Annotated in this window: 20 protein-coding genes, 1 tRNA gene and 1 riboswitch; of the genes, 7 read left to right on the plus strand and 14 right to left on the minus strand. The window is 69.8% G+C overall.

Annotated features, from left to right (window positions below):
- Positions 1-271: 271 nt before the first annotated feature.
- On the minus strand, positions 272-1,678 hold the full coding sequence (locus tag ACFT9I_RS04980; RefSeq protein ID WP_382560846.1) for a cystathionine beta-synthase: 1,407 nt from the start codon (positions 1,676-1,678) through the stop codon (positions 272-274).
- 171 nt (positions 1,679-1,849) lie between these two features.
- On the opposite strand from ACFT9I_RS04980, the gene ACFT9I_RS04985 reads away from it, so the two are divergent.
- From ACFT9I_RS04985 to ACFT9I_RS04995, 3 genes are all read left to right on the plus strand, one after another.
- Positions 1,850-2,869, plus strand: a complete 1,020-nt coding sequence (locus ACFT9I_RS04985; protein WP_382561233.1) for an SGNH/GDSL hydrolase family protein — start codon at positions 1,850-1,852, stop codon at positions 2,867-2,869.
- A gap of 223 nt (positions 2,870-3,092) precedes the next feature.
- Positions 3,093-4,313 carry an acetyl-CoA C-acetyltransferase gene (locus ACFT9I_RS04990; protein ID WP_382560848.1) on the plus strand — a complete coding sequence of 407 codons (1,221 nt, stop codon included), beginning with the start codon at positions 3,093-3,095 and terminating at the stop codon, positions 4,311-4,313.
- A gap of 247 nt (positions 4,314-4,560) precedes the next feature.
- Complete coding sequence (locus tag ACFT9I_RS04995) at positions 4,561-5,655, plus strand: hypothetical protein (protein ID WP_382560850.1); 1,095 nt, start codon at positions 4,561-4,563, stop codon at positions 5,653-5,655.
- Here the strand turns inward: ACFT9I_RS04995 and ACFT9I_RS05000 are convergent.
- Entirely contained in the window at positions 5,639-5,971 is a 333-nt protein-coding gene (locus ACFT9I_RS05000) for a hypothetical protein (RefSeq protein ID WP_382560853.1), read from the minus strand. The two genes, ACFT9I_RS04995 and ACFT9I_RS05000, sit on opposite strands and share 17 nt — an antisense overlap.
- A 103-nt stretch (positions 5,972-6,074) precedes the next feature.
- Between ACFT9I_RS05000 and ACFT9I_RS05005 the strand changes: the two genes are divergently transcribed.
- Entirely contained in the window at positions 6,075-6,305 is a 231-nt protein-coding gene (locus ACFT9I_RS05005) for a DUF4287 domain-containing protein (protein ID WP_382560856.1), read from the plus strand.
- A 108-nt stretch (positions 6,306-6,413) separates the two neighbouring features.
- Here the strand turns inward: ACFT9I_RS05005 and ACFT9I_RS05010 are convergent, their stop codons facing one another.
- Together ACFT9I_RS05010 and ACFT9I_RS05015 are read right to left on the minus strand one after the other, a co-directional pair.
- Entirely contained in the window at positions 6,414-7,298 is an 885-nt protein-coding gene (locus ACFT9I_RS05010; RefSeq protein WP_382560859.1) for a Bax inhibitor-1/YccA family protein, read from the minus strand.
- Between the two features lie 423 nt (positions 7,299-7,721).
- A tRNA-Leu gene (locus ACFT9I_RS05015) sits at positions 7,722-7,805 on the minus strand.
- A gap of 527 nt (positions 7,806-8,332) precedes the next feature.
- Here ACFT9I_RS05015 and ACFT9I_RS05020 point away from each other — a divergent pair.
- Positions 8,333-9,094: an ABC transporter ATP-binding protein gene (locus tag ACFT9I_RS05020; RefSeq protein WP_382561234.1), complete on the plus strand. Its 762-nt coding sequence runs from the start codon at positions 8,333-8,335 to the stop codon at positions 9,092-9,094.
- Between the two features lie 184 nt (positions 9,095-9,278).
- Positions 9,279-11,819, plus strand: a complete 2,541-nt coding sequence (locus tag ACFT9I_RS05025; RefSeq protein ID WP_382560861.1) for an ABC transporter permease — start codon at positions 9,279-9,281, stop codon at positions 11,817-11,819.
- 99 nt (positions 11,820-11,918) lie between these two features.
- Here the strand turns inward: ACFT9I_RS05025 and ACFT9I_RS05030 are convergent, their stop codons facing one another.
- The 9 genes from ACFT9I_RS05030 to ACFT9I_RS05070 all read right to left on the minus strand — a co-directional run bounded on the left by ACFT9I_RS05030 (position 11,919) and on the right by ACFT9I_RS05070 (position 22,646).
- The gene (locus ACFT9I_RS05030) at positions 11,919-13,211 is read right to left on the minus strand and encodes a class I SAM-dependent methyltransferase (protein WP_382560864.1); all 1,293 of its coding nucleotides are present in this window, start codon (positions 13,209-13,211) and stop codon (positions 11,919-11,921) included.
- Between the two features lie 277 nt (positions 13,212-13,488).
- Positions 13,489-14,934, minus strand: coding sequence for an NAD(P)/FAD-dependent oxidoreductase (locus ACFT9I_RS05035; RefSeq protein WP_382560867.1), 1,446 nt, complete (start codon positions 14,932-14,934; stop codon positions 13,489-13,491).
- A gap of 482 nt (positions 14,935-15,416) precedes the next feature.
- Positions 15,417-16,343, minus strand: a complete 927-nt coding sequence (locus tag ACFT9I_RS05040) for an exopolyphosphatase (protein WP_382560870.1) — start codon at positions 16,341-16,343, stop codon at positions 15,417-15,419.
- Positions 16,340-16,888, minus strand: coding sequence for a DUF501 domain-containing protein (locus ACFT9I_RS05045; RefSeq protein ID WP_382560873.1), 549 nt, complete (start codon positions 16,886-16,888; stop codon positions 16,340-16,342). The genes ACFT9I_RS05040 and ACFT9I_RS05045 overlap by 4 nt, the downstream gene beginning before the upstream one ends.
- Before the next feature lie 41 nt (positions 16,889-16,929).
- Positions 16,930-17,403, minus strand: a complete 474-nt coding sequence (locus ACFT9I_RS05050) for a septum formation initiator family protein (protein ID WP_382560876.1) — start codon at positions 17,401-17,403, stop codon at positions 16,930-16,932.
- 171 nt (positions 17,404-17,574) lie between these two features.
- Entirely contained in the window at positions 17,575-18,861 is a 1,287-nt protein-coding gene (gene eno, locus ACFT9I_RS05055; protein ID WP_354604105.1) for a phosphopyruvate hydratase, read from the minus strand.
- A gap of 286 nt (positions 18,862-19,147) precedes the next feature.
- On the minus strand, positions 19,148-19,825 hold the full coding sequence (locus ACFT9I_RS05060) for a transglycosylase family protein (protein WP_382560879.1): 678 nt from the start codon (positions 19,823-19,825) through the stop codon (positions 19,148-19,150).
- Between the two features lie 3 nt (positions 19,826-19,828).
- Positions 19,829-20,005, minus strand: a riboswitch (cyclic di-AMP (ydaO/yuaA leader).
- 264 nt (positions 20,006-20,269) lie between these two features.
- Complete coding sequence (locus ACFT9I_RS05065; protein WP_382560881.1) at positions 20,270-21,244, minus strand: transglycosylase family protein; 975 nt, start codon at positions 21,242-21,244, stop codon at positions 20,270-20,272.
- 154 nt (positions 21,245-21,398) lie between these two features.
- Positions 21,399-22,646 (minus strand): cytochrome P450, encoded by a 1,248-nt coding sequence (locus tag ACFT9I_RS05070; RefSeq protein ID WP_382560884.1) that lies wholly within the window; start codon positions 22,644-22,646, stop codon positions 21,399-21,401.
- 143 nt (positions 22,647-22,789) lie between these two features.
- On the opposite strand from ACFT9I_RS05070, the gene ACFT9I_RS05075 reads away from it, so the two are divergent.
- Positions 22,790-23,401: a DUF5753 domain-containing protein gene (locus ACFT9I_RS05075; protein ID WP_382560887.1), complete on the plus strand. Its 612-nt coding sequence runs from the start codon at positions 22,790-22,792 to the stop codon at positions 23,399-23,401.
- A gap of 39 nt (positions 23,402-23,440) precedes the next feature.
- Here ACFT9I_RS05075 and ACFT9I_RS05080 read toward each other — a convergent pair whose 3' ends face one another.
- Positions 23,441-23,674, minus strand: coding sequence for a DUF397 domain-containing protein (locus ACFT9I_RS05080; RefSeq protein ID WP_382560890.1), 234 nt, complete (start codon positions 23,672-23,674; stop codon positions 23,441-23,443).
- Between the last annotated feature and the right edge of the window lie 12 nt (positions 23,675-23,686).

Consider the following 23,686-nt stretch of genomic DNA (forward strand, 5'->3'; position numbering starts at 1 on the left):
GGCAGCGCCGGGGACAGAGATGTCGCGGGGACCGCCGCACCCCCGTTTCCGGAGGGCGGGACGACGGCGGTCCCCGCGAGGGACTCGGGCCGGGTCAGTACCGGCACCGTGTCCAAGTGGCGTCCATGGGTCCGGGAGCCGCTCCGGAGATCACTGACGCCGACAACAACTACTGTGGCCGAGCCGTGTTAAGTGCGTGCTGCGCGTAGATGTCGCGCTGGTACCACTTTCACGAAGCCCGGCACCGGGCCCGACCCGCCCCGCACCGGCCCTACTTGACGGCGTCCTTCGCGTCCTTCGCGAGGAACGCGAGCAGGTCCTGACGGCTCACCACACCCGTCGGCTTCCCCTCCACCAGCACGATCGCCGCCGTGGTGTTGTCGCCACTCAGCGCCGCCATCAGGTCGGCCACCGGCTCGCCCGAGCCGACCTGCGGCAGCGGGCCCGACATGTGCTTCTCCAGCGGATCGCCGAGCGAGGCGCGCCGTGCGAAGAGCGCGTCGAGCAGTTCGCGCTCCACGACGGAGCCGATCACCTCGGCCGCCATGACGTCCGGGTGGCCTGCGCCGGGCTTCACGATCGGCATCTGCGAGACGCCGTACTCGCGCAGCACCTCGATCGCCTCGCCGACCGTCTCCTCGGGGTGCATATGGACGAGCGAGGGAAGGGCGCCGCCCTCCTTGTACCGCAGGACGTCACCGACCCGGGGGGTGTCGCCGCCGTGGTCCAGGAAGCCGTAGTCGTTCATCCACTCGTCGTTGAAGATCTTGCTGAGGTAGCCCCGGCCGCTGTCGGGCAGCAGCACCACGACCACGTCGTCCGGGCCCAGCCGCTCGGCGACCCGCAGCGCCGCCACGACCGCCATGCCGCAGGAGCCGCCGACCAGCAGGCCCTCCTCCTTGGCGAGGCGCCGCGTCATCTGGAAGGAGTCCTTGTCGGACACGGCGACGATCTCGTCGGTGACGGCCGGGTCGTACGCGCTCGGCCAGAAGTCCTCGCCGACGCCCTCGACCAGATACGGGCGGCCCGAGCCGCCGGAGTAGACCGAGCCCTCGGGGTCGGCGCCGACGACCTGGACCCGCCCCTCGCTGACCTCCTTCAGATACCGGCCGGTGCCGGTGATCGTGCCGCCCGTGCCGATGCCGGTGACGAAGTGGGTGATCCGCCCGTCCGTCTGGTCCCACAGCTCGGGACCGGTGGTCTCGTAGTGCGAGCGCGGGTTGTTCGGGTTGCTGTACTGGTCCGGCTTCCAGGCGCCCGGCGTCTCGTTCACCAGCCGGTCGGAGACGTTGTAGTACGAGTCCGGGTGGTCGGGGTCGACCGCCGTGGGGCAGACGACGACGTCCGCGCCGTACGCCCGCAGCACATTGATCTTGTCCGTGGAGACCTTGTCGGGGCACACGAAAATGCAGTGGTAGCCCTTCTGCTGGGCCACGATCGCCAGCCCGACGCCGGTGTTGCCGCTCGTCGGTTCGACGATCGTGCCGCCGGGCTTGAGCTCGCCGCTCTCCTCCGCCGCCTCGATCATGCGCAGGGCGATCCGGTCCTTCACCGAACCGCCGGGATTGAAGTATTCGACCTTGGCCAGGACGGTCGCCTGAATGCCCGAGGTCACATTGCCCAGCTTCAGCAGCGGGGTATTGCCAACCAGACTGATCATCGAGTCGTGGAATTGCACCGTTGTCTCCGGGGTCTCCGTGATGGTCCGGCCAGCGTATGCGTACGCGGAAGAGATTGGGCCACGCCCGTTACGGGGCAATTACCTCTTGCTGGTCTTATTGCAGTGTGTGAACCGCTACAGCGTGTGTACGGCTAGAGGGAGGTGACCCGGACTGTGTCGAGAGCGAGGGTGGCACGGCGGATCGCGGCGGGCGCCGCCTACGGCGGGGGGAGCGTCGGTCTGATCGGAGCGGCCGGAGTGGGGCTCGTCCTGGCCGAGGTCCAGCTGGCGAAACGGTCGGTCGGCGGCGGTACGGCGCCGATCCCGCCCCGGGGCAACGGCTGGTACGGGCTGGCGTACGGCCACACGGACCCCGTCCGGATGGGCATGCTCGGCGACTCCACGGCGGCCGGCCAGGGCGTCCGGCGGGCGGGTCAGACACCGGGGGCGCTGCTCGCCTCGGGCCTGGCGGCGGTGGCGGAGCGCCCGGTGGATCTGCGGAACGTGGCACAGCCGGGGGCCCAGTCGGACGATCTGGAGCGCCAGGTGACGCTGCTGCTCTCGGACGCTTTCCGGACCCCGGACGTCTGCGTGATCATGATCGGCGCGAACGACGTCACGCACCGGATGTCGGCCACGGCCTCGGTCCGGTATCTCGGTACGGCCGTACGGCGGCTGCGGACGGCGGGCGCGGAGGTCGTCGTCGGCACCTGTCCGGACCTGGGGACGATCGAGCCGGTGTACCAGCCGCTGCGCTGGCTGGCCCGCCGGGTGAGCAGGCAGCTGGCGGCGGCCCAGACGATCGTGGCGGTCGAGCAGGGCAGCCGTACGGTCTCGCTCGGCGATCTGCTGGGACCGGAGTTCGAGGCGAACCCCCGCGAGATGTTCGGCGCCGACAACTACCACCCCTCGGCCGAGGGGTACGCGACGGCCGCGATGGCCGTCCTGCCGACGCTCTGCGCGGTACTCGGCCTGTGGCCGGAGACGGACCACCTGGACTCCTCGCGCGACGAGGACATGCTGACGGTGGCGAAGGCGGCATCGGCGGCGGCGGCCGAGGCGGGCACGGAGGTCACGGGCGCGCGGGCGCCGTGGGCCCTGCTCAAGCACCGCAGGCGCCGGCGTCTGCCGGCGCCGGAGCCCAGCCAGACGGAGCCGGCCGCGCCGCCGTCCCCGCCGCCTCCCAAGGAGGGGGCCAACCGCAGGTGACGCGGGGCCGCGCCGCGACCGGACCGCCCCTGGCGACCCGCGCGGCTCGTGGGCCATGGTGGCGAACCGGCCACCGGAGGTTGCTGAGCGCTTGCTTAGCAGCTTTCGGCGTGGCACGCTGCGGCCCTCGTCACACGTCCGGCCCGGTGACCCGGGCCGTACGTGCGGGTAACTTCGCAAGACGGCACTTCCGCCGTACCGCACCCGCCCCTCTGGAGCCGTGATGCCCGAAGCCGTGATCGTCTCTGCCGCCCGCTCCCCCATCGGCCGGGCCTTCAAGGGCTCCCTGAAGGAGCTGCGGCCGGACGACCTGACCGCCACCATCATTCAGGCCGCGCTCGCCAAGGTCCCCGAGCTGGATCCGCGCGACATCGACGACCTGATGCTCGGCTGCGGCCTCCCCGGCGGCGAGCAGGGCCACAACCTGGGCCGGATCGTCGCCGTACAGATGGGGATGGACCATCTCCCCGGCTGCACCATCACCCGTTACTGTTCGTCCTCGCTCCAGACCTCCCGCATGGCGATGCACGCCATCAAGGCGGGCGAGGGCGACGTCTTCATCTCGGCCGGTGTCGAGATGGTGTCCCGCTCCGTCAACGGCTCCAGCGACGGCATGCCCGGCACCCACAACCCGGTCTTCGCCGACGCCGAGGCCCGTACGGCCACCGTCGCGGCCTCCGAGGGCGCCGACTGGCACGACCCCCGCCAGGACGGTCTGCTCCCCGACGCGTACATCGCGATGGGCCAGACCGCCGAGAATCTGGCCCGACTCAAGGGCATCACCCGGCACGACATGGACGAGTTCGGCGTGCGGTCGCAGAATCTCGCCGAGGAAGCCATCAAGAACGGCTTCTGGGAGCGCGAGATCACCCCCGTCACGACGCCCGACGGCACCGTGGTCGCCAAGGACGACGGCCCCCGCGCCGGCGTCACCCTGGAGGGCACGCAGGGCCTCAAGCCCGTCTTCCGCCCCGACGGACTGGTCACGGCCGGCAACTGCTGCCCGCTCAACGACGGCGCCGCCGCGCTCGTGATCATGTCGGACACCAAGGCACGCGAGCTGGGCCTGACCCCGCTGGCCCGGATCGTCTCCACCGGCGTCACGGGCCTCTCGCCGGAGATCATGGGGTACGGCCCGGTCGAGGCCAGCAAGCAGGCACTGCGCCGCGCGGGCCTGGGCATCGGCGACATCGACCTGGTGGAGATCAACGAGGCGTTCGCCGCGCAGGTCATCCCCTCCTACCGGGACCTGGGCGTCGACCTCGACAAGCTGAACGTGAACGGCGGCGCGATCGCCGTCGGCCACCCCTTCGGCATGACGGGCGCCCGGATCACCGGCACGCTGATCAACGGGCTCCAGTTCCACGACAAGCAGTTCGGTCTGGAGACGATGTGCGTCGGCGGCGGCCAGGGCATGGCCATGGTGATCGAGCGGCTGAGCTGAGCCGGAGCGTAGGGCAGGGGCGGCTGAATCCCGCCGAGCCCCAGTCGTGACTCAATCTCCCCCAGGATGTGACCTACCGCCTGGGGGAGAACAAATTACCCTGGTCACGGCAGTGGCGGGCCGACCGTAAGGCCGAAAGACCTGTCCAATTCATGACGTAATGCACTGCCGACGTGTGCGCCCCCACGACAAGCTGATGTAGGAAGTCGGGGGACCATTGAAGACCGGGAGTAAGTCAGTGAGCGCCATGTCTATTGCCCTGCTGCTCACCACGGCCGCCGCCACGGCCGTGGGCGTCGCCGCCCTGCACGCCGCTCATGGGCTGCGGCGAGAGGTCACAGCCCTGCGCGGCGAACTGTTCCTGGCGAATCCGGCCGGCCACGCCGCCGTACCGCAGGCCCGCTCCGGCGAATCTGCGCCGGCCGCCGCCACGTCCACCGAGGACATACGGCTGGCGGTCGCCGAGGCCCTGGCCGAGGAGCGCGAGCGGGAGCTGGCCGAGGCGCGCGCCTTCTGGGCCGCGCAGGAGGCCCGCGACGCCACCGACGCACCGTCGCTGCTGGGTGGCTTCATCGGCCCCGGCGCCGAGGACGGACCCTTCTACGTGCCGCGCCAGGCCGACTTCGTGGGCCTGGAGGCGCTGGACCTCGACGCGCTCGACCGCGCCGACCGCGCCCGCCGTGCCACGGAGGACGACTACGACGACCTCGCGGAGCTGGCGGAACTCGCCGAGCTGCGGGAGAGCGGCGAGCTGGGGGACCACACCGACGCCGCGGATCTCGGGGAGTACGACGACCTGGAGAGCCTCGGGGACTACGCGGACTTCGACGGACTGCCCGCGCTGCCGGAGTTGAGCGAGGTGAGTGAGGTCAGCGAGGTCGGTGAGTTCGCCGAGGACTCCCCCGAGCTGGCCGCCGCCCGCCGCAGGCACCCCTCGCACCCCGACTTCGTCCCGGTCCGCACGCCGGTCGTCACCGACCACGAGCGCACGGTCGCGCGGCTGGAGGAGCTGGCCGACGCCCGTACCGCGCTCGCCGACGTCCGGCCCGGCCCGCTGGGCACGCTCGACGTGTACGTCTTCACGGACGGTACGACGCTCTGCATGACCCCGGGCCACCGCGAGACCGCGGAACGCCTCGCGGGCGCGCTGCGCGCCGGCGGTACGCCGTTCCTGCTGGGCGGCTCGGGTGTCTCGGGGGCGTACGCCCTCACGTTCTCGTGCGGCGCCTCCGCCGGGGCGGACGACGCCACGTACGCCGGGAACGCGGGTACGACGGGTGAGGAAGCCTCCGCCGCCGACCACATCTACATTCTCGCCGACCGGGTCATAGCCTCGCTCTAGCCACGGCCCGCTCGACCGCCCTTACGGCCTCGTCCAGTTCCGCCACGGATGGGGCCGTTCTCAATGCCTCCGCCAAGTCACCCGCCGCGACGGTGAGTTGATCGGCGACGACGAAGACGCCGACGTCCGGCATGATCCTCGGCGGTTCCCGCAGGGTGCCGTCCGGGGCTTCGACGCGCTGGGCGGTCACGGACAATTCCCTGGCCAGAGCCAGTCCTTCGGCCGCGGCCCCTCGCTGCAACCTGCTCTGCGGGGCTGCCCGCAGCCGGTCGGCGAATCGGTCCACGGCGGCGGTCAACGGCGTCGTATCAAGCACCCCGCGACCCTACGCGCCCCTCCCGGACTGTTGCCAACGGGCGAACGCTCAGGCACGGTGACGTGAAGGACCAGTACGCGCGAAGAAGCGTCCGGAGGCGCCGATGTCCGTTGTTTTCTCCGAAGAGACCCATCGCAACCTGCTGTCCCGTATCCCACACTGCACCGGCCGCGAGATCACCGACTGGCTCCGCACGGTCGACGACGGCCCCGCGCTTGTCCGTTTCGACGAGAAGGTCGCCTGGCTCCGCGGCGAGTACGACCTCGCGTACGGGCACGCCAAGGCGATCATCCACGAGTACGACCTGAGGCGGGCCGCCCGCAGACTGGGCTGACGGCGCGGGCCGAGGCCGGCCGCCGAGCCGAGACGACCGGAGGGGTCCACGGGCTGCTGCCCGTGGACCCCTCCGTCGTGTCAGCGCTGCCGCGTACGGCTGTTACCGCTAGTCGTTGCCGCTCAGGATCGAGAAGAGCCGCAGCATCTCCAAGTAGATCCAGACGAGCGTCATGGTGAGGCCGAAGGCCGCCATCCAGGACTCCTCGCGCGGCGCGCCGTACGTGACGCCGTCCTCGACCTGCTTGAAGTCGAGCGCCAGGAAGCACGCGCCGAGGATGATGCCGATGACACCGAAGAGGATGCCGAGGCCGCCGCTGCGGAAGCCGAGGCCGTCACCGCCGCCGAAGGCGCTGAACAGCAGGTTGGCGACCATGAGGAGCACAAAGCCCATCGCGGCGGCCATCACGAAGCCGTAGAACCGGCGCGTGACGCGGATCCAGCGCATCTTGTACGCGATCAGCACACCGGCGAAGACCGCCATCGTGCCCATCACGGCCTGGACGACCACGCCCGGCGAGAGGTACGTGCTGACCGCGCTGCTGATCACGCCGAGGAAGACGCCCTCGAACGCGGCGTACGCCAGGATCAGCGCCGGGACCGGCTTGCGCTTGAACGACTGCGCCAGGGCCAGGACCAGGGCCACGAGGGCCGCGCCGATGGCGATGCCGTACGACTTGCCGATGTTGTCCTGGTCGACCGGGAGCAGGACCCAGGCGAGGACGGCGGTGAGGACGACCGTGCCGAGCGTCGACGCGGTGCGCGTCACGACGTCGTCGATCGTCATGACCCCGGCGCGGGCGGGCGCCTGCGGACCGGCGCCGCCGAACTGGGGGTCCGTCTGCGCGTAAGGGTTGGTCGCGTACGGATTCGTCGCGTACGGGTTCTGCGTTCCTACGGCGGGGCCCCCGGCCTGCGGCGCCGCGTTGAACCCCGCTTGACCGTTGTCGCGACTGAAGCCCCGTCGCGAGAAGACCGGGTTGCTGCTCCTCATCTCACTCCTCCATGGCGGCCACCCTGCGCGGCCTTGGCACAAGAGTAATGCGGGAGCAAAGGGAACACCCTAGTGCCCTGGGAGGATCTTTCCTCGATCGTGACGCGAGGGGTTCCGGAGGCGGGCCGCCGGGCCGGCCCGGAGCACCGTCCGGTGGCGCTTCCGCACCCCTCCGGGAGCCTCTCCGGCGACACCCCGCGGAATCCGGGAATCAGCGGATTGACGCGCACTCGACAAGATGATCAAGGGCTCTGAGCTGCGGGTTCGTCGACCCCCGGAGCTGACTATTCGTCAAGAGCTTTACTTTTCAATCGAGTTGGCCGATCGTGGCGATCCGCAGGCACGTTTCAGCAGCGGTGTGCCTCAGAGGCAAGAATGTGGGGATGAATCGATCTTCGCAGGTCAGCACACGTACGATGAGTGTGCCCGGAACCGGACTTGAACCGGTACGCCCCATTTGGGGCAGCGAGGTTTAAGCTCGCCGTGTCTGCATTCCACCATCCGGGCGTACGCGGCTCCGCGTTGGCTCACGAGCCTATCCGGGAGGACCCCTCGGACGGCCGAGTACTCAGGCGATCCTGTCTGATTTTATTGGCACCTGAGGGTGTGTCAGCCCTGGTAACACGCCATCGGCACATGCCGGAAGCAGGACGAAGGTCTTGATACGGACCTCGGGATATGACGGAAACTCGCCGCTCTCTGTCTACTATTCGCCACTCCCCGCACACGGATTGCGCACAGGGGTCGTGAGCGTGACAACACGGTGACGGGGTGACCGGAGTCAGGACCGGCCCCGGGACGGCCCCCGGCCAGATCTCGGACGGACCGGGGACGGACCCGGGACCGGAGTCAGGGTCGGTGTCATACCGGAGGGCCGGGGTCGGTGTCATACCCGAGGAGGACGGAGCCACCTCCTGGTCCGACCCGAGAGGGCCACCGGAACGGGCACGAGGGGTGACGACCCGGGGCCGGACGGCGGAGAGGATGAAATCAATCCACCGAGCGCCCCTGAAGGAGCCCCACCCGTGACGACCATGCCTCTCCTCCACCGCGCCAGCGCCGTGGCCGCCCACGCCTCCGGCTTGTCCAAGGTCTACGGGCAGGGCGAGACGCAGGTGGTCGCCCTCGACCAGGTCAGCGTCGACTTCCGGCAGGGTGAGTTCACCGCGATCATGGGCCCGTCCGGGTCCGGCAAGTCGACCCTGATGCACTGTGTGGCGGGTCTCGACAGCTTCAGCAGCGGTTCCGTACGCATCGGTGAGACCGAGCTGGGGACGCTCAAGGACAAGCAGCTCACCCAGCTCCGCCGCGACAAGATCGGCTTCATCTTCCAGGCGTTCAACCTGCTGCCGACCCTGACGGCCCTGGAGAACATCACGCTCCCCATGGACATCGCGGGCCGTAAGCCCGACAAGCAGTGGCTGGACAACGTGATCACGATGATCGGCCTCAAGGACCGGCTCCACCACCGTCCCACCGCGCTCTCCGGCGGCCAGCAGCAGCGCGTGGCCGTCGCCCGCGCGCTGGCCTCCCGGCCCGAGATCATCTTCGGCGACGAGCCGACCGGGAACCTCGACTCACGGGCCGGCGCCGAGGTGCTGGGCTTCATGCGCAACTCCGTGCGGGAGCTGGGCCAGACCGTCGTCATGGTGACCCACGACCCGGTGGCCGCCTCCTACGCGGACCGGGTGATCTTCCTCGCCGACGGCCGGATCGTCGACGAGATGCTGCACCCCTCCGCCGACGGCGTGCTCGACCGGATGAAGGCCTTCGACTCCAAGGGCCGTACGAGCTGACGACACCCGGGCCGACGACGGCCGTCGCCCGGCGCTCCTGACGGCCCCGCACCGGCCGGCCCCCTTTCCTCTCTCCACTCCTCTCCACCGCGGCACGTCCGCCCGCCCCGCCGTCCTCCGGCCGCGCGGGCCCCTCCTCCGCCCTGCCCGCTTCCGGCCTGCCCACTTCACCTGGACTCCCACCATGTTCCGTACCGCCCTGCGCACTGTGCTCGCGCACAAGGCCCGGCTGCTGATGACCGTGCTCGCCGTGATGCTCGGCGTGGCCTTCGTCTCCGGCACGCTGGTCTTCACCGACACCCTCGGCAACGCCTTCAACAAGCAGTCGGCCAAAAGCTACAAGGACGTCGCCGTCTCCGTCTCCTCGTACGCCTCCAACGAGGAGGGGCCCGACGGGAAGAAGGCGGAGCCGGGACTCAGCCCGAAGACACTCGACAAGATCGGCGCCATCGACGGCGTCGCCTCCGTCACCGGCCGGGTCGACGGATTCGCCGGCGTGGCCGACCCGGACGGCAAGCTCATCGGCAACGGCTGGTCCAACACCGGTACCAACTTCGCCCCCGGCGAGAACGGCAAGGACGCCGCGTACGACTTCACCGAAGGCGCGGGCCCCACGGAGGCCGGCCAGATCGCGCTCGACAAGTCCACGGCGTCCCGGGGTGAGTACAAGGTCGGTGGCCCGGTCAGGGTCTCCACCAACGGGCCGGTGAAGGAGTACACCCTCTCCGGTGTCTTCACCACCGAGGACGGCGCGGTCAACGCGGGCGGCAGCCTGGTGCTCTTCGAGACCTCGGTCGCCCAGAAGCTCTACCTGGAGCCGGGCTTCTTCCAGAACGCCACCGTCACGGCGGCGCCCGGCGCCTCCGACGCGAAGATCCTCGACGCGGTCGAGCCGCTGCTCCCCAAGGACGCCGAGGCCCAGACCGGCAAGCAGCTCGCCGACCAGCAGGCCGCCGACATCGAGAGCCAGCTCAGCGGCATCAACCAGATGCTGCTCGCCTTCGCCGCCATCGCGCTCTTCGTCGGAATCTTCCTGATCTCCAACACCTTCACCATGCTCGTCGCCCAGCGCACCAAGGAGCTGGCGCTGCTGCGCGCCGTCGGGGCCTCGCGCCGCCAGGTCAAGCGCTCGGTGATGGCCGAGGCGCTGGTCGTGGGCCTCTTCGCGTCCGCCATCGGCTTCGTCCTCGGTGTCGGTCTGGCCACCGGACTGCGGGCGGCCATGGGCTCGTTCGGCGCGAAGGTGCCCGCCGGACCGCTGGTGATCTCGCCGGTCGCCGTCGCCGCCGCCTTCGGGGTCGGTGTGGTGATCACCCTGATCGCCGCCTGGCTGCCCGCCCGCCGGGCCGCGAAGATCCCGCCGGTCGCCGCCATGAGCAGCGTGCACGCCGTGGCCACCATGAAGTCGCTCGTCCTGCGCAACTCCATCGGCGCGGTACTCACGCTGATCGGCGCCGCGGGCATCATCGCGGGCGCCGGGGTGGGGAAGGACGGCAAGCTGCTCATCGGCGCCGGTGCCTTCTTCGCGCTCGTCGGCATCATTGTGCTGATCCCGCTGCTGTCGCGCCCGGTCATCGCGCTCGTACAGCCGCTGCTGAACCGTCTGTACGGCGTCGCCGGCAAGCTGGCCGGGCAGAACGCGGTCCGCAACCCGCGCCGTACGGGTGCCACCGCGTCCGCGCTGGCGATCGGCCTCACGCTGGTCACCGGTCTGACCGTCGTCGGTGTCACGCTGGGCCAGGCCATCGACAAGATGACCACGGACAACATCAAGGCCGACTACATGGTCACGATGGCCAGCGGCGGCGGTCTCGACGAGTCGGCGGTCACGGCGCTGGAGAAGACCCCCGGCGTCAGTGCGGTCTCCCCGCAGCGATCCTCGTATCTGGAGGTCAAGGGCGAGGAGACGTCCGCGTCCGGCGTGACTCCCGGTGACATCCAGCGGCTCCTCGCGCTGAAGACGAAGAGCGGTTCGCTGGACTCCCTGAGCGGTGACTCGATCGCGATGGCATCGGACACCGCGAAGTCCAGGGGCCTGAAGACCGGCGACACCGTCACGGTGAAGTACCAGGACGACAAGACGGCGCGGCTCACGATCGGCGCCACGTACGAGCCCAACGAGTTCGTCTCACCGGTCCTGATCTCGACGGACCTGGTGGGGCCGCACGAGGCGAAGCCGTACACCCCCGAGGTGTACGTGGCGATGGACGGCGGCATGACCGAGGCCAACGAACTGGCCCTGGTGGACGCGCTGGGCGACAACCCCGCGATCAGCGTCGCCGACCAGCAGGACATCAGGAACATGTTCGGCGGCATGATCAACACCGCGCTGAACATCATGTACGGGCTGCTGGCGATGGCCCTGCTCATCGCGGTGCTCGGTGTCGTCAACACCCTCGCGATGTCGGTCTTCGAGCGTCAGCAGGAGATCGGCATGCTGCGGGCCATCGGTCTGGACCGCCGCCGGGTCAAGCGCATGATCCGGCTCGAAGCCGTGGTGATCTCGCTCTTCGGCGCGGTGGTCGGTATCGGGCTCGGCACGTTCCTGGCCTGGGCGATCGGCGAGACGATCCGCGGGTCCGTCCCCGGCTACGCGCTGGTCCTGCCGTGGGAGCGGATCGGGATCTTCCTGCTCCTCGCGGGCCTGGTGGGCGTGCTGGCGGCGCTCTGGCCGGCGCGCAGCGCGGCGAGGCTCAACATGCTGACGGCGATCAAGACCGAGTGACCCAGAGGCTGCCACCGGTACGGCGAAGGGCCCCGCATCCCCCCGGGTGCGGGGCCCTTCGCCGTACTCAGGTGCCTGGCGTGACTGTCCTGACTCGTGTCATCGCCAGGTGCGGGCCCGCAGCGGGACACCCGAGGCGCCCGACCCGCCGGGCCGTACCGCCAGGATCTGGTTGACACCGATCCTGTTGTGCTCGAAGGAGAGCGCGGAGGCGGCCATGTAGAGCCGCCAGACGCGGGCGCGGCCGGGTGAGGTGGCCCGTACCGCCTCGGGCCAGTGCTTCTCCAGATTCCGCACCCACTGACGGAGCGTCAGCGCGTAGTGCTCGCGCAGGGATTCGACGTCCCTGGCCTCGAAGCCCGCCTCCTCCAGCGTGGCGACGGTACGGCCGAGCGGGGCCAGTTCGCCGTCGGGGAAGACGTACGCGTCGATGAAGTCGTCGATGTGGTACTGGGATTCGTCCTTCTCGGGACGGCGCGCGATCTGGTGGTTGAGCAGCCGGCCGCCCGGCTTGAGGAGGGCGAAGAGGTCGTCGGCGTATTCGCGGTAGCGGAGCGAGCCGACGTGTTCGGCCATGCCGATGGACGAGATGGCGTCGTACGGGCCGTCCCTGACGTCCCGGTAGTCCTGGACCCGGATCTCGATCCGGTCGGTGAGGCCCTCCTCGGCGATGCGCTTGCGCGCGTACGCGGCCTGCTCGCGGGAGAGCGTGACCCCGGTGACCTGGGCGCCGTACTCGCGCGCGGCGTGTATGGCCATGGAGCCCCAGCCGCAGCCGACGTCGAGCAGCCGCTCGCCCTCCGTCAGGCCGAGCTTGCGGCAGACGAGGTCGAGCTTGTCGCGCTGGGCGTCCTCCAGCGTGGCGCCGGGCTCCTCGAAGTAGGCGCACGAGTAGACCATGGACGGTCCGATGACCATCTCGTAGAAGTCGTTGCCCACGTCGTAGTGGTGGCTGATCGCGGCTCTGTCCCGGTGCTTGGTGTGCAGCGCGCCGGACCTGCGCCGGACCTCCTCGGGCGGCGGCGGGGGCGGCGGCCAGGGGCCGACGATCCCCACGATGCCCTTCGCCGCGGCGCGCAGCCGCGGGTCGCGCAGCGGGCGCACCGGGTCCTTGGCGTCGGCGCCGCGCTCCCAGAGGAGTCCGGCGACCAGGTCGAGGGCGGCGTACAGATCACCGTCGATGTCGATCTCGCCGGCCACCCAGGCACGGGCGAGGCCCAGCTCGCCCGGCTTCCAGAGCAGTCGGCGCAGCGCCCGGCGGTGCCGGAGGACGAAAGTCGGCGCGCCGGGCGGACCCGACTCGCTGCCGTCCCAGGCGCGGATACGTACGGGGAGCGGGGCTCCCAGCAGTTCCTCGGCAAGAGTGCTCAGCCGCAGTGCGGCGTCGGCCATGGCGCACACCTCCGTGATGGTGGATCTCCGTGATGGTGGATCCCAGAAATGCTCAACACATACGTAAACACCGCCGGGAGTGTGTGGCAGTCCCGACAGCACGCAATGGGTGGGCAAAAATAGCTGCACGGGCCACGCACTTTGTGACGAAATCTACCGCTACGCACCCTTGCCTGGCATGTCGTACCCAACTTCCACGCCGGGCGCACGCGAAAGGGCCGCCCGCACCACGGATGGCGGGCGGCCCTTTCGGGTCGGTATGAGCGCTACGGGCGGTTCAGGAGGCCTTCACCGTCGAACCGGCCTCGGCCTTCACCTGCTCCGAGCCGGACTCCGAGCCGGACTCCGACTCCTTGGCGGGGGCGGGGGCGGCGGCCTGACGCGCCGGGGCGGGCTTGGCCGCCTCGTAGAACTCCTCGCGCGGTGTCTCCATCGCGCCGAGCGAGACGACCTCGCGCTTGAGGAACGCCGAGAGCGTCCAGTCGGCGAAGACGCGGATCTTACGGTTCCAGGTCGGCATCGCCATGCCGTGGTAGCCGCGGTGCATGTACCAGGCCAGCCGGCCACGGAACTTGATCTTCATCTTGCCGACGACGATCATCGCGACACCCTTGTGCATGCCGAGACCCGCGACCGCGCCCTTGTTGGCGTGGCTGTACTCCTTCTGCGGGAAGCCCCGCAGGCCGGAGATCACGTTGTCGCCGAGGACCTTCGACTGACGCAGCGCGTGCTGGGCGTTCGGCGGGCACCAGGCGTTCTCGACGCCGGCCTTGCGGGCGGCCATGTCCGGGACCTGGGCGTTGTCGCCGGCGGCCCAGATGTGGTCGGTGCCCTGCACCTGGAGCTTGGCGTTGGTGTCGACGTGACCACGCGGGCCGAGCGGCAGACCGTAGCGGGCGAGCGCCGGGTTGGGCTTGACGCCCGCGGTCCACACGATGGTGTTGGAGTCGACCTCGAGGCCGTTGTTGAGCACGACACGGCCGTCGACGCAGGAGTCCATACCGGTCTTGAGGTAGACCTCGACGCCGCGGCTCTCCAGGTGCTCCTTGCCCCAGCTGCCCAGCTTCGGGCCGACCTCGGGAAGGATCTTGTCGGCGACGTCGACCAGCAGGAAGCGCATGTCCTCGCGCTTGACGCTCGTGTAGTACTTCGCGGCGTCGCGCGCCAGGTCCTCGACCTCACCGACGGTCTCGGCACCGGCGAAGCCACCGCCGACGAAGACGAAGGTCAACGCCTTGCGGCGGACGTCCTCGTCGGTCGTCGAGTCGGCCTTGTCGAGCTGTTCGAGCACGTGGTTACGGAGACCGATCGCCTCCTCGATGCCCTTCATACCGATGCCCTGCTCGGCGAGGCCGGGGATCGGGAAGGTACGGGAGACGGCGCCGAGCGCGACGATCAGGTAGTCGAAGGGCAGCTCGTAGGCCTCACCGACGAGCGGCGAGACCGTGGCGACCTTGCGGTCCTGGTCGATGGTCGTGACTCGGCCGGTGAGCACCTCAGCCTTGGGCAACACGCGTCGCAGCGGTACGACGACGTGCCGAGGCGAGATGTTTCCGGCGGCGGCTTCGGGGAGGAAGGGCTGGTACGTCATGTACGAGCGGGGGTCGACAACAGTGACCGTCGCCTCCCCGTAGCGCATCTTCTTCAGAATGCGACGAGCTGCGTACAGGCCTACGTACCCTCCGCCTACAACAAGGATCCTGGGACGCTCCGTGGTGCTCATGCCATCGAGTATCCACCTGCCTTGGAGGGGGTGCTCGTGAGCCCCTTCACAAGCACCCCCCGCACCTCTGCTACACTGCGCGGCCCCCATGATCCACATCGCGCTCCGACGAGGGAACCAAGTGGTGTCGTGAGACGTTTCGCACCCCTCGTGAGCTGGACCTTGAGACCTTTCCCGAGGGTGGACCACCGGGTGGTTCACACGCCCGCAATACGGCCGGAACGGCCCGTTGACCGGCCGTACAGAGGCGCCGGGGCGGTGCCGGCGGCCCCTGGGGAGTGATGTGCGTCCAACCCGGCGGTTTCTCTTGTGAAGAACTTCACGAACTTCGTTCCGGGACCCGGCGCAGAGACCCCGTAAGACCCCCGTAAAGGCGCTCGGAGGACGCTCGGGACCGACTCAGGAGCCCCTGGAACCCGCCCGGTTCACCCACCCGGCCGAGCGGGACCGGTCGAGCGGGCCCGGTCCGGCCCCGATCCGACTCAGGCGATCGACCACCCGATGCCGTCGAGGATGTCGTGCTCGCTCACCACGACCTCCGCCGCGCCCGTCCGCTCCATGATCGTGAGCAGGATCAGCGCACCCGCCCCGATCACGTCGACCCGCCCCGGATGCATGACCGGGATCGTCTCGCGTTCGGCGTGGGTGGAGGACAGCAGCGTCGTGGTGATCTCCCGGACCATCTCGAAGGGGATGCGCGAGTGGTGGATCGCTTCCGAGTCGTACGCCGTCAGACCCAGCGCGATCGCCGCGACCGTGGTGACGGAGCCGGCCAGGCCGACGAGGGTGCGGGCCTCGCCCAGCGGGACGCTCTCCTCGGCCTTGTCGAGCGCGGCGGCGATGTCCGCGCGCAGGGCGGTGATGTCGGCCTGGGTGGCCGGGTCGGCCAGGCGGTGCCGTTCGGTCAGCCGTACGCAGCCGATGTCGACCGACCGCGCGGCCGTGACCCGGTCGTCGCCGACGACGAACTCCGTGGAGCCGCCGCCGATGTCCACGACCAGGTAGGGCTTCGCCAGGTCGGTGCGGCCGGTCAGCTCCTTGGTGGCGCCGGTGAAGGAGAACTCCGCCTCCTGGTCGCCGGTGATCACCTCGGGCTCGACACCGAGGATGTCGAGGACGCCACGCACGAACTCGTCGCGGTTCTCGGCGTCGCGGGACGCGGAGGTGGCCACGAAGCGGGTGCGGTCCACGCCGTGTTCCTTGATGACGTCGGCGTACTCGCGGCAGGCCGCGAAGGTGCGCTCCAGCGCCTCGGGGGCGAGCCGGCCCGTCCGGTCGACGTCCTGGCCGAGCCGCACGATCGTCATGCGCCGGTCGAGGTCGACGAGTTCGCCGGTGGCGGGGTCGGCGTCGGCCACGAGGAGGCGGATGGAGTTCGTACCGCAGTCGACGGCCGCGATCCTGGTCATACGGTGACCTCCGCGTCTTCGTCAGGCTTTGTGAACGGGATCACACAGGGGCCCTTGCGCCACCACTCGGGCAGCATCGCCAGCGCCTCGTCGCCCAGCGGGTTCACTCCCGGACCCGCCGCGAGCGAGTGGCCGACCAGCACGTGCAGGCACTTCACCCGGTCCGGCATCCCGCCGGCGCTCGGGAAGCCCGCCAGTACGTCGATGGCGTCACGGCGCGCGATGTAGTCCTCGTGGGCCTTGCGGTACGCGGCGGCCAACTCCGGGTCGGTCGCGAGGCGTTCGGTCATCTCCTTCATGACACCGTTCGCCTCCAGCGTGCCGATGGCCGAGGCCGCGCGCGGGCAGGTCAGGTAGTAGAGCGTCGGGAACGGCGTGCCGTCCGGGAGGCGCGGGGCGGTCTCCACCACATCCGGCTGCCCGCAGGGGCAGCGGTGCGCGATGGCGCGCAGACCGCGCGGGGGCCGGCCGAGCTGTTGCTTGAACGCCGCGACGTCCGCCTCGGTGGGTTCGGTGCGTGGCGTCTGCGGAGGGGGCGTTTGCATACCTGCGTCGGTTTCCTTGATGTCTGACTGCCCGTCGATGTCTATCTGTCCGTCCGGTCGGCGCTGTCGACGCCGTCCAGGAGATTGGAGTACCAGGGCCGGTCGGCCGCGCCCTGGTCGGTGCGGCGCTCCTCGGCCGCCCGGGGGTCGGCCATGATGTAGCCGGTCTCCCCCGGCATCACGTAGTGCAGATGCTCGCGCGCCAGGCGCTGGACGTACGCGTCGTCCTGGAGGCGGGCCTTCTCGTCCCGCAGCTCCTCGACCCGCTGCGCCGCCTCGCGCGTCAGCTGCTCCTGCTCCGCGATGTCGCTCCGCTGCGACACGTACTGCCGCATCGGGTAGGCGAGCGCCACGATCAGCGAGCAGACGACGAGCACGAGGAAGGCCGCGCGTCCGGTGAGCCGGGAGCGGCGGGCCTGCCTGCGGGTCTGCGAGCGGTAGACGCGTGCGGCGGTCTGCTCGCCCAGGATCCTGATCTTGGTCGCGGTGGAGAACCGGTCCCGGTTCGCGGCCATGGTCCCGCCTCCCTCAGAGGTTGAGCGGCCTCGTACCTCTGCGTACCTCTGGTACTGCCGTACTGCCTCTGTACGCGCGTACGTCCCCGGACACGGTACGGGACCGTGGCCGGGGACGGCCGTAGGACGGGCGGGTCGATGACCGGTGGACCGGGGTCAGCCCTTGAGGGGTCAGTCCTTGAAGCGGGGGAACGCGCTGCGGCCCGCGTACACCGCCGCGTCGTCGAGGATCTCCTCGATGCGCAGCAGCTGGTTGTACTTGGCGACGCGCTCGGAGCGGGCCGGGGCGCCGGTCTTGATCTGGCCGCAGTTGGTGGCGACGGCCAGGTCGGCGATCGTGACGTCCTCGGTCTCGCCGGAACGGTGCGACATCATGCACTTGAAGCCGCTGCGCTGCGCCAGCTCGACGGCGTCCAGGGTCTCGGTCAGCGAACCGATCTGGTTGACCTTGACGAGCAGGGCGTTGGCCGAGCCCTCCTCGATGCCACGGGCCAGGCGCTCGGGGTTGGTGACGAAGAGGTCGTCGCCGACGATCTGGACCTTGGAGCCCAGCTTGTCGGTGAGGACCTTCCAGCCGGCCCAGTCGTCCTCGAAGAGCGGGTCCTCGATGGAGACCAGCGGGTACGAGGCGACAAGCTCCTCGTAGTACTCGGTCATCTCGGCGGCCGAGCGGGACTTGCCCTCGAACTCGTAGGAGCCGTCCTTGTAGAACTCGGAGGCCGCCACGTCGAGCGCGAGCGCGATGTCCTTGCCCGGGGCGTAGCCGGCTTCCTTGATGGCCACGAGGATCAGGTCGAGCGCGGCGCGGTTGGACTCAAGGTTCGGCGCGAAGCCGCCCTCGTCGCCGAGGCCGGTGGAGAGCCCCTTCTCCTTCAGGACCTTCTTCAGCGTGTGGTAGACCTCGGCGCCCCAGCGCAGTGCCTCGGAGAACGACTCGGCGCCGATCGGCGCGATCATGAACTCCTGGATGTCCACGTTGGAGTCGGCGTGCGACCCGCCGTTGAGGATGTTCATCATCGGAACGGGCAGCAGGTGCGCGTTCGGGCCGCCGAGGTAGCGGAACAGCGGCAGGTCCGAGGCCTCGGACGCGGCGTGCGCCACGGCCAGGGAGACACCGAGGATGGCGTTGGCGCCGAGCGAGGACTTGTCGGGCGTGGCGTCCAGGTCGAACATCGCCTGGTCGATGAGGCGCTGCTCGGTGGCGTCGTAGCCGACGAGCTCCGGGCCGATCTGCTCGATGACGGCGAGGACCGCCTTCTCGACACCCTTGCCCTGGTAGCGGTTCTGGTCACCGTCGCGGAGCTCGAGGGCCTCGAACGCACCGGTGGACGCACCGGAGGGGACAGCAGCACGGCCGGTGCTGCCGTCGTCGAGGCCGACCTCGACCTCGACCGTGGGGTTGCCTCGGGAGTCAAGGATTTCCCGGGCTACGACGACGTCGATGGACGGCACGAGCATCTCCTTCTGGGATGTGACGCGTGGAGTGCAGGGCCTCGTTGGCCTTGCGGCATGAGCCTAACCGGCTCCCGGTCGGCGGTCGGCAGATGCCCGCCCGCTGGGACGAAAAGAGTCCTGAATGCCCGTTCAGCCGCGAATGTCCTGAGGTCCACGGACCGGCGGCCACGGGTCGGCGGCCGGGCGGACCCGGGCCCCGCGCCGCAGCACCTCGGACAGGACCCGAGCCCCGGCACGGCGCGTCCGGGGGGAGTGAGGCGCGCCGTGCCGGGGCTCAGGTAAGGAAGGGTCAGCTCAGGTGGAGCTGCTGACCCGGGAAGATCTCGTCGGCGTTCTCGACGATGTCCTTGTTCAGGTCGAAGAGCTTCTTCCAGCCACCTTCGACCTTCTTGGCGTCCGCGATCTTGGAGAGCGTGTCGCCGGCCTTGACCTTGTACTCGCCGTCGCCCTTCTTGATCGGACCGCGCGTCTCACTACGCGAGGCGGGCTGCTCCTGCGCGGCGCGCGGGGCGGACTCCTGCTTCGGGGCGGCCTTCGGAGCCGGGGCCTGCTGCTGGGCGGAGCCGGTGGAGCCGGCGTTGTTCGAGGCGTTGGACAGGCCCACGCCACAGCTCGGCCAGGCACCCTTGCCCTGGCCCGCGAGGACCTTCTCGGCGATCTGTATCTGCTGCGACTTCGACGCCTGGTCGGCGCTGGACGCGAAGGCGGTGCCGCCGTACGCGGCCCAGGTGGAGGCGGAGAACTGGAGGCCGCCGGAGTAACCGTTGTTGGTGTTGATGGACCAGTTGCCGCCGGACTCGCACTGGGCGACGGCGTCCCACTCGGCGGTGGTGGCGGCGGAGGCGGAGGTGGCGCCGATCAGCGGGGCCGCGACAGCGGCACCGGTGATGCCGGCGAGCGTGGCGTAACGGACGGCCTTGGAGGGGCGGCGGTGCTTGGCCTTGCCGGACTTGCTGGAAAACAGCATGCGAAATCTCCTCACCGACGCCTACGAGGTGAGCTGTCGGGTTCGGGCCAAGTGAGTTGCCCGGCCGTGCGACCCGGGAACGTCTTCACGTCCCCCTGCGCACGGCTGCACCCCGAGCCGGCCGTGATGACCGGCACTTACCTTTGGGTCCCCCGCTCCTGCCTTCGGCGCTTGACGCGACGAGTACTCCCCCCGACCGACGGCAGGATTCGGCGTGACGGTCGACGGTGCCCGCGGTGCGAGCGGTTCAGACCGTAAACACAGACATCCCGGATGTTCAAAGAAGGAACATCCGGGATGATTCGCCCATCACGCCCCGAGGAAACCTCTGTTTACGCAGGTCGGGACGGAAGCGGGGCGACGTGCCGGTCAGACCGCATCAGTTGGGACGAAGAGACCCTTGTCTCACTTGCACAGATACGGACATAGACCGTTTAACCAGCCCTACTTCGCGGTCAGATCGAGGCTCTGGCCCGGCAGGATCAGGTCGGCGTCGGAGCCCACGACCTCGCGGTTCGCCTCGTAGAGCGCGGGCCAGCCGCCCTCCACCTTCTGCTCGTCGGCGATGGCCCACAGGTTGTCGCCGGCCTGGACGGTGTACGAGCCGTCGGCGGCGGCCTCGTCCTCGGCGGCGGTGTCGCCGTCGCGTGCCGAACCGTCACCTCGTGAGGCATGACGGCCGCTTTCACGGTCTTCGTCCGTCTTGCCCGTCTTGCCTGCTTCGGCAGACCCGTCGGTGGCGCCGGTTCCGGCGTCCGCCTCGCCACGGTGCTTGCCGGTGCCTTGGCCGGTGCCGGCCTCGGTGCTGGGCTCCCCACCCGGCTTCGTACCGGACCCGGTGCTCGACTCCGTGCTCGGCTCGGTGCTCGGCTTCTCGCTGCCGGAGGCCGAGTCGCGGCCGAACTGCCCGGACGACGGCGTCGACTCGGGAGCGGGAGGCAGCACGGCCTCCTCGCTCGACTCGGGCGCGGGCTCGGGCTCGGCGGGCGTCTCGGGCTGCTGGGTGGCTTCACCGGAGGGCTCGCCCTCCGGAGCCGTACCGTCGTCCGCCGTGAGCCCGGTGACCAGCGCGCAGGTCGGCCACGCGGTCGGCCCCTGCGCGTCGAGGATCTTCTCGGCGACGGCTATCTGCTGGCTGCGGCTGGCCTGGTCGGCGGTGGGCGCGTACGCCGTACCGCCGAAGTCGGCCCAGGTCTCCTGGGCGATCTGGAGCCCGCCGTAGTGCCCGTTGCCGAAGTCGGCGCTCCACATGCCGCCGCTCTCGCACTCGGCGACACGGTCCCAGGTGGCGGCGTCGGCCGCGCTGGCGCCGGTCGCGCCGAGCAGCGGGATGGCGATCGCCGAGCCTGTCACCCCTGCCGCGACGACGAGGGCGGGGGCCTGACGGGGCCGACGGTGCCGGCCGTTCCCGGAGCGCATGCGATTGCCTTCCGTGAGACTGCTGAAACGTGAATCCCGAACACGAATTCCGAACATGTGACTGCTGAGACGGTCGTGAACGTAGCCGTACTCCAACGTCTGTCACAAGTCGATACAGCGGAGATCACGTGAAAGTCACAGTGTTGACGATCACTCAGTCACGCACCGCTGTGAACTGCACCGGGAGCGTGCGCAGTCCACGCATGATGAGCCCGCCACGCCACCGCAAATCGGATGGATCGACCGCAAGTCGCAAGTCGGGCAGGCGGGTCAGCAGCGTACCGAGCGCGGCCTGACCCTCCAGGCGGGCGAGCGGTGCGCCCAGGCAGTAGTGGATGCCGTGGCCGTATCCGAGGTGTTTGTTGTCACTCCGCGACAGATCGAGCCGGTCCGGATCTTCGAACCGGTCCGGGTCGCGGTCGGCGGCGGCGAGTACGACGAGGACGGGGTCGCCCACCGCGACGCTCTGCCCGCCGAGTTGGACGGGCTCGGTGGCGTACCGCCAGGTGGCCAGCTCCACCGGCCCGTCGTAGCGCAGCAGTTCCTCGATCCCGGTGGCGAGCAGCCCGGTCTCGCCGGCGTCGAGGGAGCGCTGAAGGCGCTCGCGCTGGTCGGGGTTACGGAGCAGGGCGTACACCCCGTTGCCCACCAGGTTGACGGTCGTCTCGAACCCCGCGAAGAGCAGGATGAACGCCATGGCGGCGGCTTCGTTCTCGGTGAGGTGCTCGCCGTCGTCGCTCGCGCGGATCAGGCCGGAGATCAGGTCGTCGCCGGGGTCGTCCCTCTTACGGTGGATGAGTTCGGCGAGATACGCCCGCATCTTCTTCACGGACCGCGCGACCCCACCCCGGGGCCCGCCGCCGTGCCGGATCATCATCCCGGCCCAGTCGCGGAAGTCGTCCTGGTCCTCGCGCGGGACGCCGAGCAGATCGCAGATCGCGTAGATGGGGAGCGGAAAGGCGAAGTCATGGATGAGGTCGGCCTCCCCCTTCGCGGCGAAGGCGTCGATCAGCCCGTCCGTCAACTCCTGCACGCGGGGCGCGAATTCGGCCACCCGGCGCGGGGTGAACGCCTGCGATACCAGGCGCCGCAGCCGGGTGTGATCGGGCGGATCGATGTTCAGCAGATGCGTCATCAACTCCGCGCCGCGCTCCCCCGGGATCCCCGTCTTCCCCTTGGCGTGCGCCTGCTCGGCATGGTGCACGGGATTCTTCGACAACCGGGGATCGGCGAGGGCCCGCTTGGCATCCACGTACCGCGTCACGAGCCACGCGTCGACCCCACTGGGCAGCCGGGTCCGGTGCACGGGCGCGTGCTCGCGCAGCCAGGCGTAGGCGGGGTAGGGGTCGGTGGCGAACTCCCAGGTGAAGAGTTCGGGGGCGGGGGGTGGCAGGTCCGGCATGCGCCCGACAGTAACCGGGCGGCTGACCGGCCAGGAGCGCGGTGTGCACCGGGGCCGGATCACGCATCCGCTGCTTGGCCTGTCGTCCTTCGGATCGTGCCGAAGGCCGGGACAGAACCACCGCGCGCTGCGAAAATCCAGCTATGAACGCGTCCACCTCTCCCGCAGACGGCGGCTGGACCGACTTGCTCCAGCAAGGCACGGGTCCCGTGCAGCAGAGCTTTCTGGACCTGGTGAAGAACACCCGTGAGTACGTCGGCTACCACCCCAACGTCATCTGGGGCGATCTCCAGACCCCGCAGTACGCCGAGGCCATGCTGCGCCTCGTCGTCGGTTTCCATGAGATCCCCGACGACATCGAGGCCGGTGTCGCCGCACGGACGGCACGAGCCCAGTACATCGGGCAGAACGGCAGGAGCTACCACGTACTGCTCGGAGAGCAGGCTCTGCTGACGAACATCGGCGGCGCGGACGTCATGCGGGGCCAACTCCAGCACCTGCTGAAAGCCACCGCGCTTCCCGGACTCACCTTGGGCATCGTCCCGGCGCGCGCCCCACTGCGTATCTATCCCGGCGACGGCTTCTCTCTCTTCGACGACCACCGGGCCGAGGTGGAGGGCTACCGCGGCGCCGAGACGATCACCGACCCCGCCCGGCTCCAGGTGTTCCGCAAGGCGTTCGCGCTCCTCCAACCGTCGGCCGTGTACGGCCAGGACGCGCTCGACCTCATCAAGGCCACGATCGCGTCGACGTGAGGAGCGACGTGAGGAGCGACGGCGGTTCGCGGAGAGACGCTACGGCGCCGGGGTGGCGGGTGCCGTGTCGCCCTTGAGGTCGGCGAAGTGGTCGAACTCGCCTGCCTTGACGCCGAGGATGAAGGCGCGGAGCTTCTCGGGGGTGGTGGTGACGATGGTGTCGGGCTCGTCGCTCTCCTGGATCTTGATGGAGCCGTCGTCAGCCGCGGCGAGGTAGACGCAGCCGTTCGCCTCGCCGCTGAACGTGGACTTCTGCCAGTGGAGGGCGGGCATGCGCGTTCCCCT

Origin of the sequence: Streptomyces sp. NPDC057137, from assembly GCF_042670825.1 — a bacterium.
Taxonomy (GTDB): domain Bacteria; phylum Actinomycetota; class Actinomycetes; order Streptomycetales; family Streptomycetaceae; genus Streptomyces.

Bases quoted from the DNA above. Each gene is read 5' to 3' on its own strand.
- eno (WP_354604105.1), bottom strand. From the start codon at position 18,861: ATGCTCGTGCCGTCCATCGACGTCGTCGTAGCCCGGGAAATCCTTGAC.
- ACFT9I_RS05040 (WP_382560870.1), bottom strand. From the start codon at position 16,343: ATGACCAGGATCGCGGCCGTCGACTGCGGTACGAACTCCATCCGCCTC.
- ACFT9I_RS05050 (WP_382560876.1), bottom strand. From the start codon at position 17,403: ATGGCCGCGAACCGGGACCGGTTCTCCACCGCGACCAAGATCAGGATC.
- ACFT9I_RS05010 (WP_382560859.1), bottom strand. From the start codon at position 7,298: ATGAGGAGCAGCAACCCGGTCTTCTCGCGACGGGGCTTCAGTCGCGAC.
- ACFT9I_RS05035 (WP_382560867.1), bottom strand. From the start codon at position 14,934: ATGAGCACCACGGAGCGTCCCAGGATCCTTGTTGTAGGCGGAGGGTAC.
- ACFT9I_RS05070 (WP_382560884.1), bottom strand. From the start codon at position 22,646: ATGCCGGACCTGCCACCCCCCGCCCCCGAACTCTTCACCTGGGAGTTC.
- ACFT9I_RS04995 (WP_382560850.1), top strand. From the start codon at position 4,561: ATGTCTATTGCCCTGCTGCTCACCACGGCCGCCGCCACGGCCGTGGGC.
- ACFT9I_RS05025 (WP_382560861.1), top strand. From the start codon at position 9,279: ATGTTCCGTACCGCCCTGCGCACTGTGCTCGCGCACAAGGCCCGGCTG.
- ACFT9I_RS05020 (WP_382561234.1), top strand. From the start codon at position 8,333: ATGCCTCTCCTCCACCGCGCCAGCGCCGTGGCCGCCCACGCCTCCGGC.
- ACFT9I_RS05075 (WP_382560887.1), top strand. From the start codon at position 22,790: ATGAACGCGTCCACCTCTCCCGCAGACGGCGGCTGGACCGACTTGCTC.
- ACFT9I_RS05005 (WP_382560856.1), top strand. From the start codon at position 6,075: ATGTCCGTTGTTTTCTCCGAAGAGACCCATCGCAACCTGCTGTCCCGT.
- ACFT9I_RS05045 (WP_382560873.1), bottom strand. From the start codon at position 16,888: ATGCAAACGCCCCCTCCGCAGACGCCACGCACCGAACCCACCGAGGCG.
- ACFT9I_RS05065 (WP_382560881.1), bottom strand. From the start codon at position 21,244: ATGCGCTCCGGGAACGGCCGGCACCGTCGGCCCCGTCAGGCCCCCGCC.
- ACFT9I_RS05080 (WP_382560890.1), bottom strand. From the start codon at position 23,674: ATGCCCGCCCTCCACTGGCAGAAGTCCACGTTCAGCGGCGAGGCGAAC.
- ACFT9I_RS04990 (WP_382560848.1), top strand. From the start codon at position 3,093: ATGCCCGAAGCCGTGATCGTCTCTGCCGCCCGCTCCCCCATCGGCCGG.
- ACFT9I_RS05060 (WP_382560879.1), bottom strand. From the start codon at position 19,825: ATGCTGTTTTCCAGCAAGTCCGGCAAGGCCAAGCACCGCCGCCCCTCC.
- ACFT9I_RS05030 (WP_382560864.1), bottom strand. From the start codon at position 13,211: ATGGCCGACGCCGCACTGCGGCTGAGCACTCTTGCCGAGGAACTGCTG.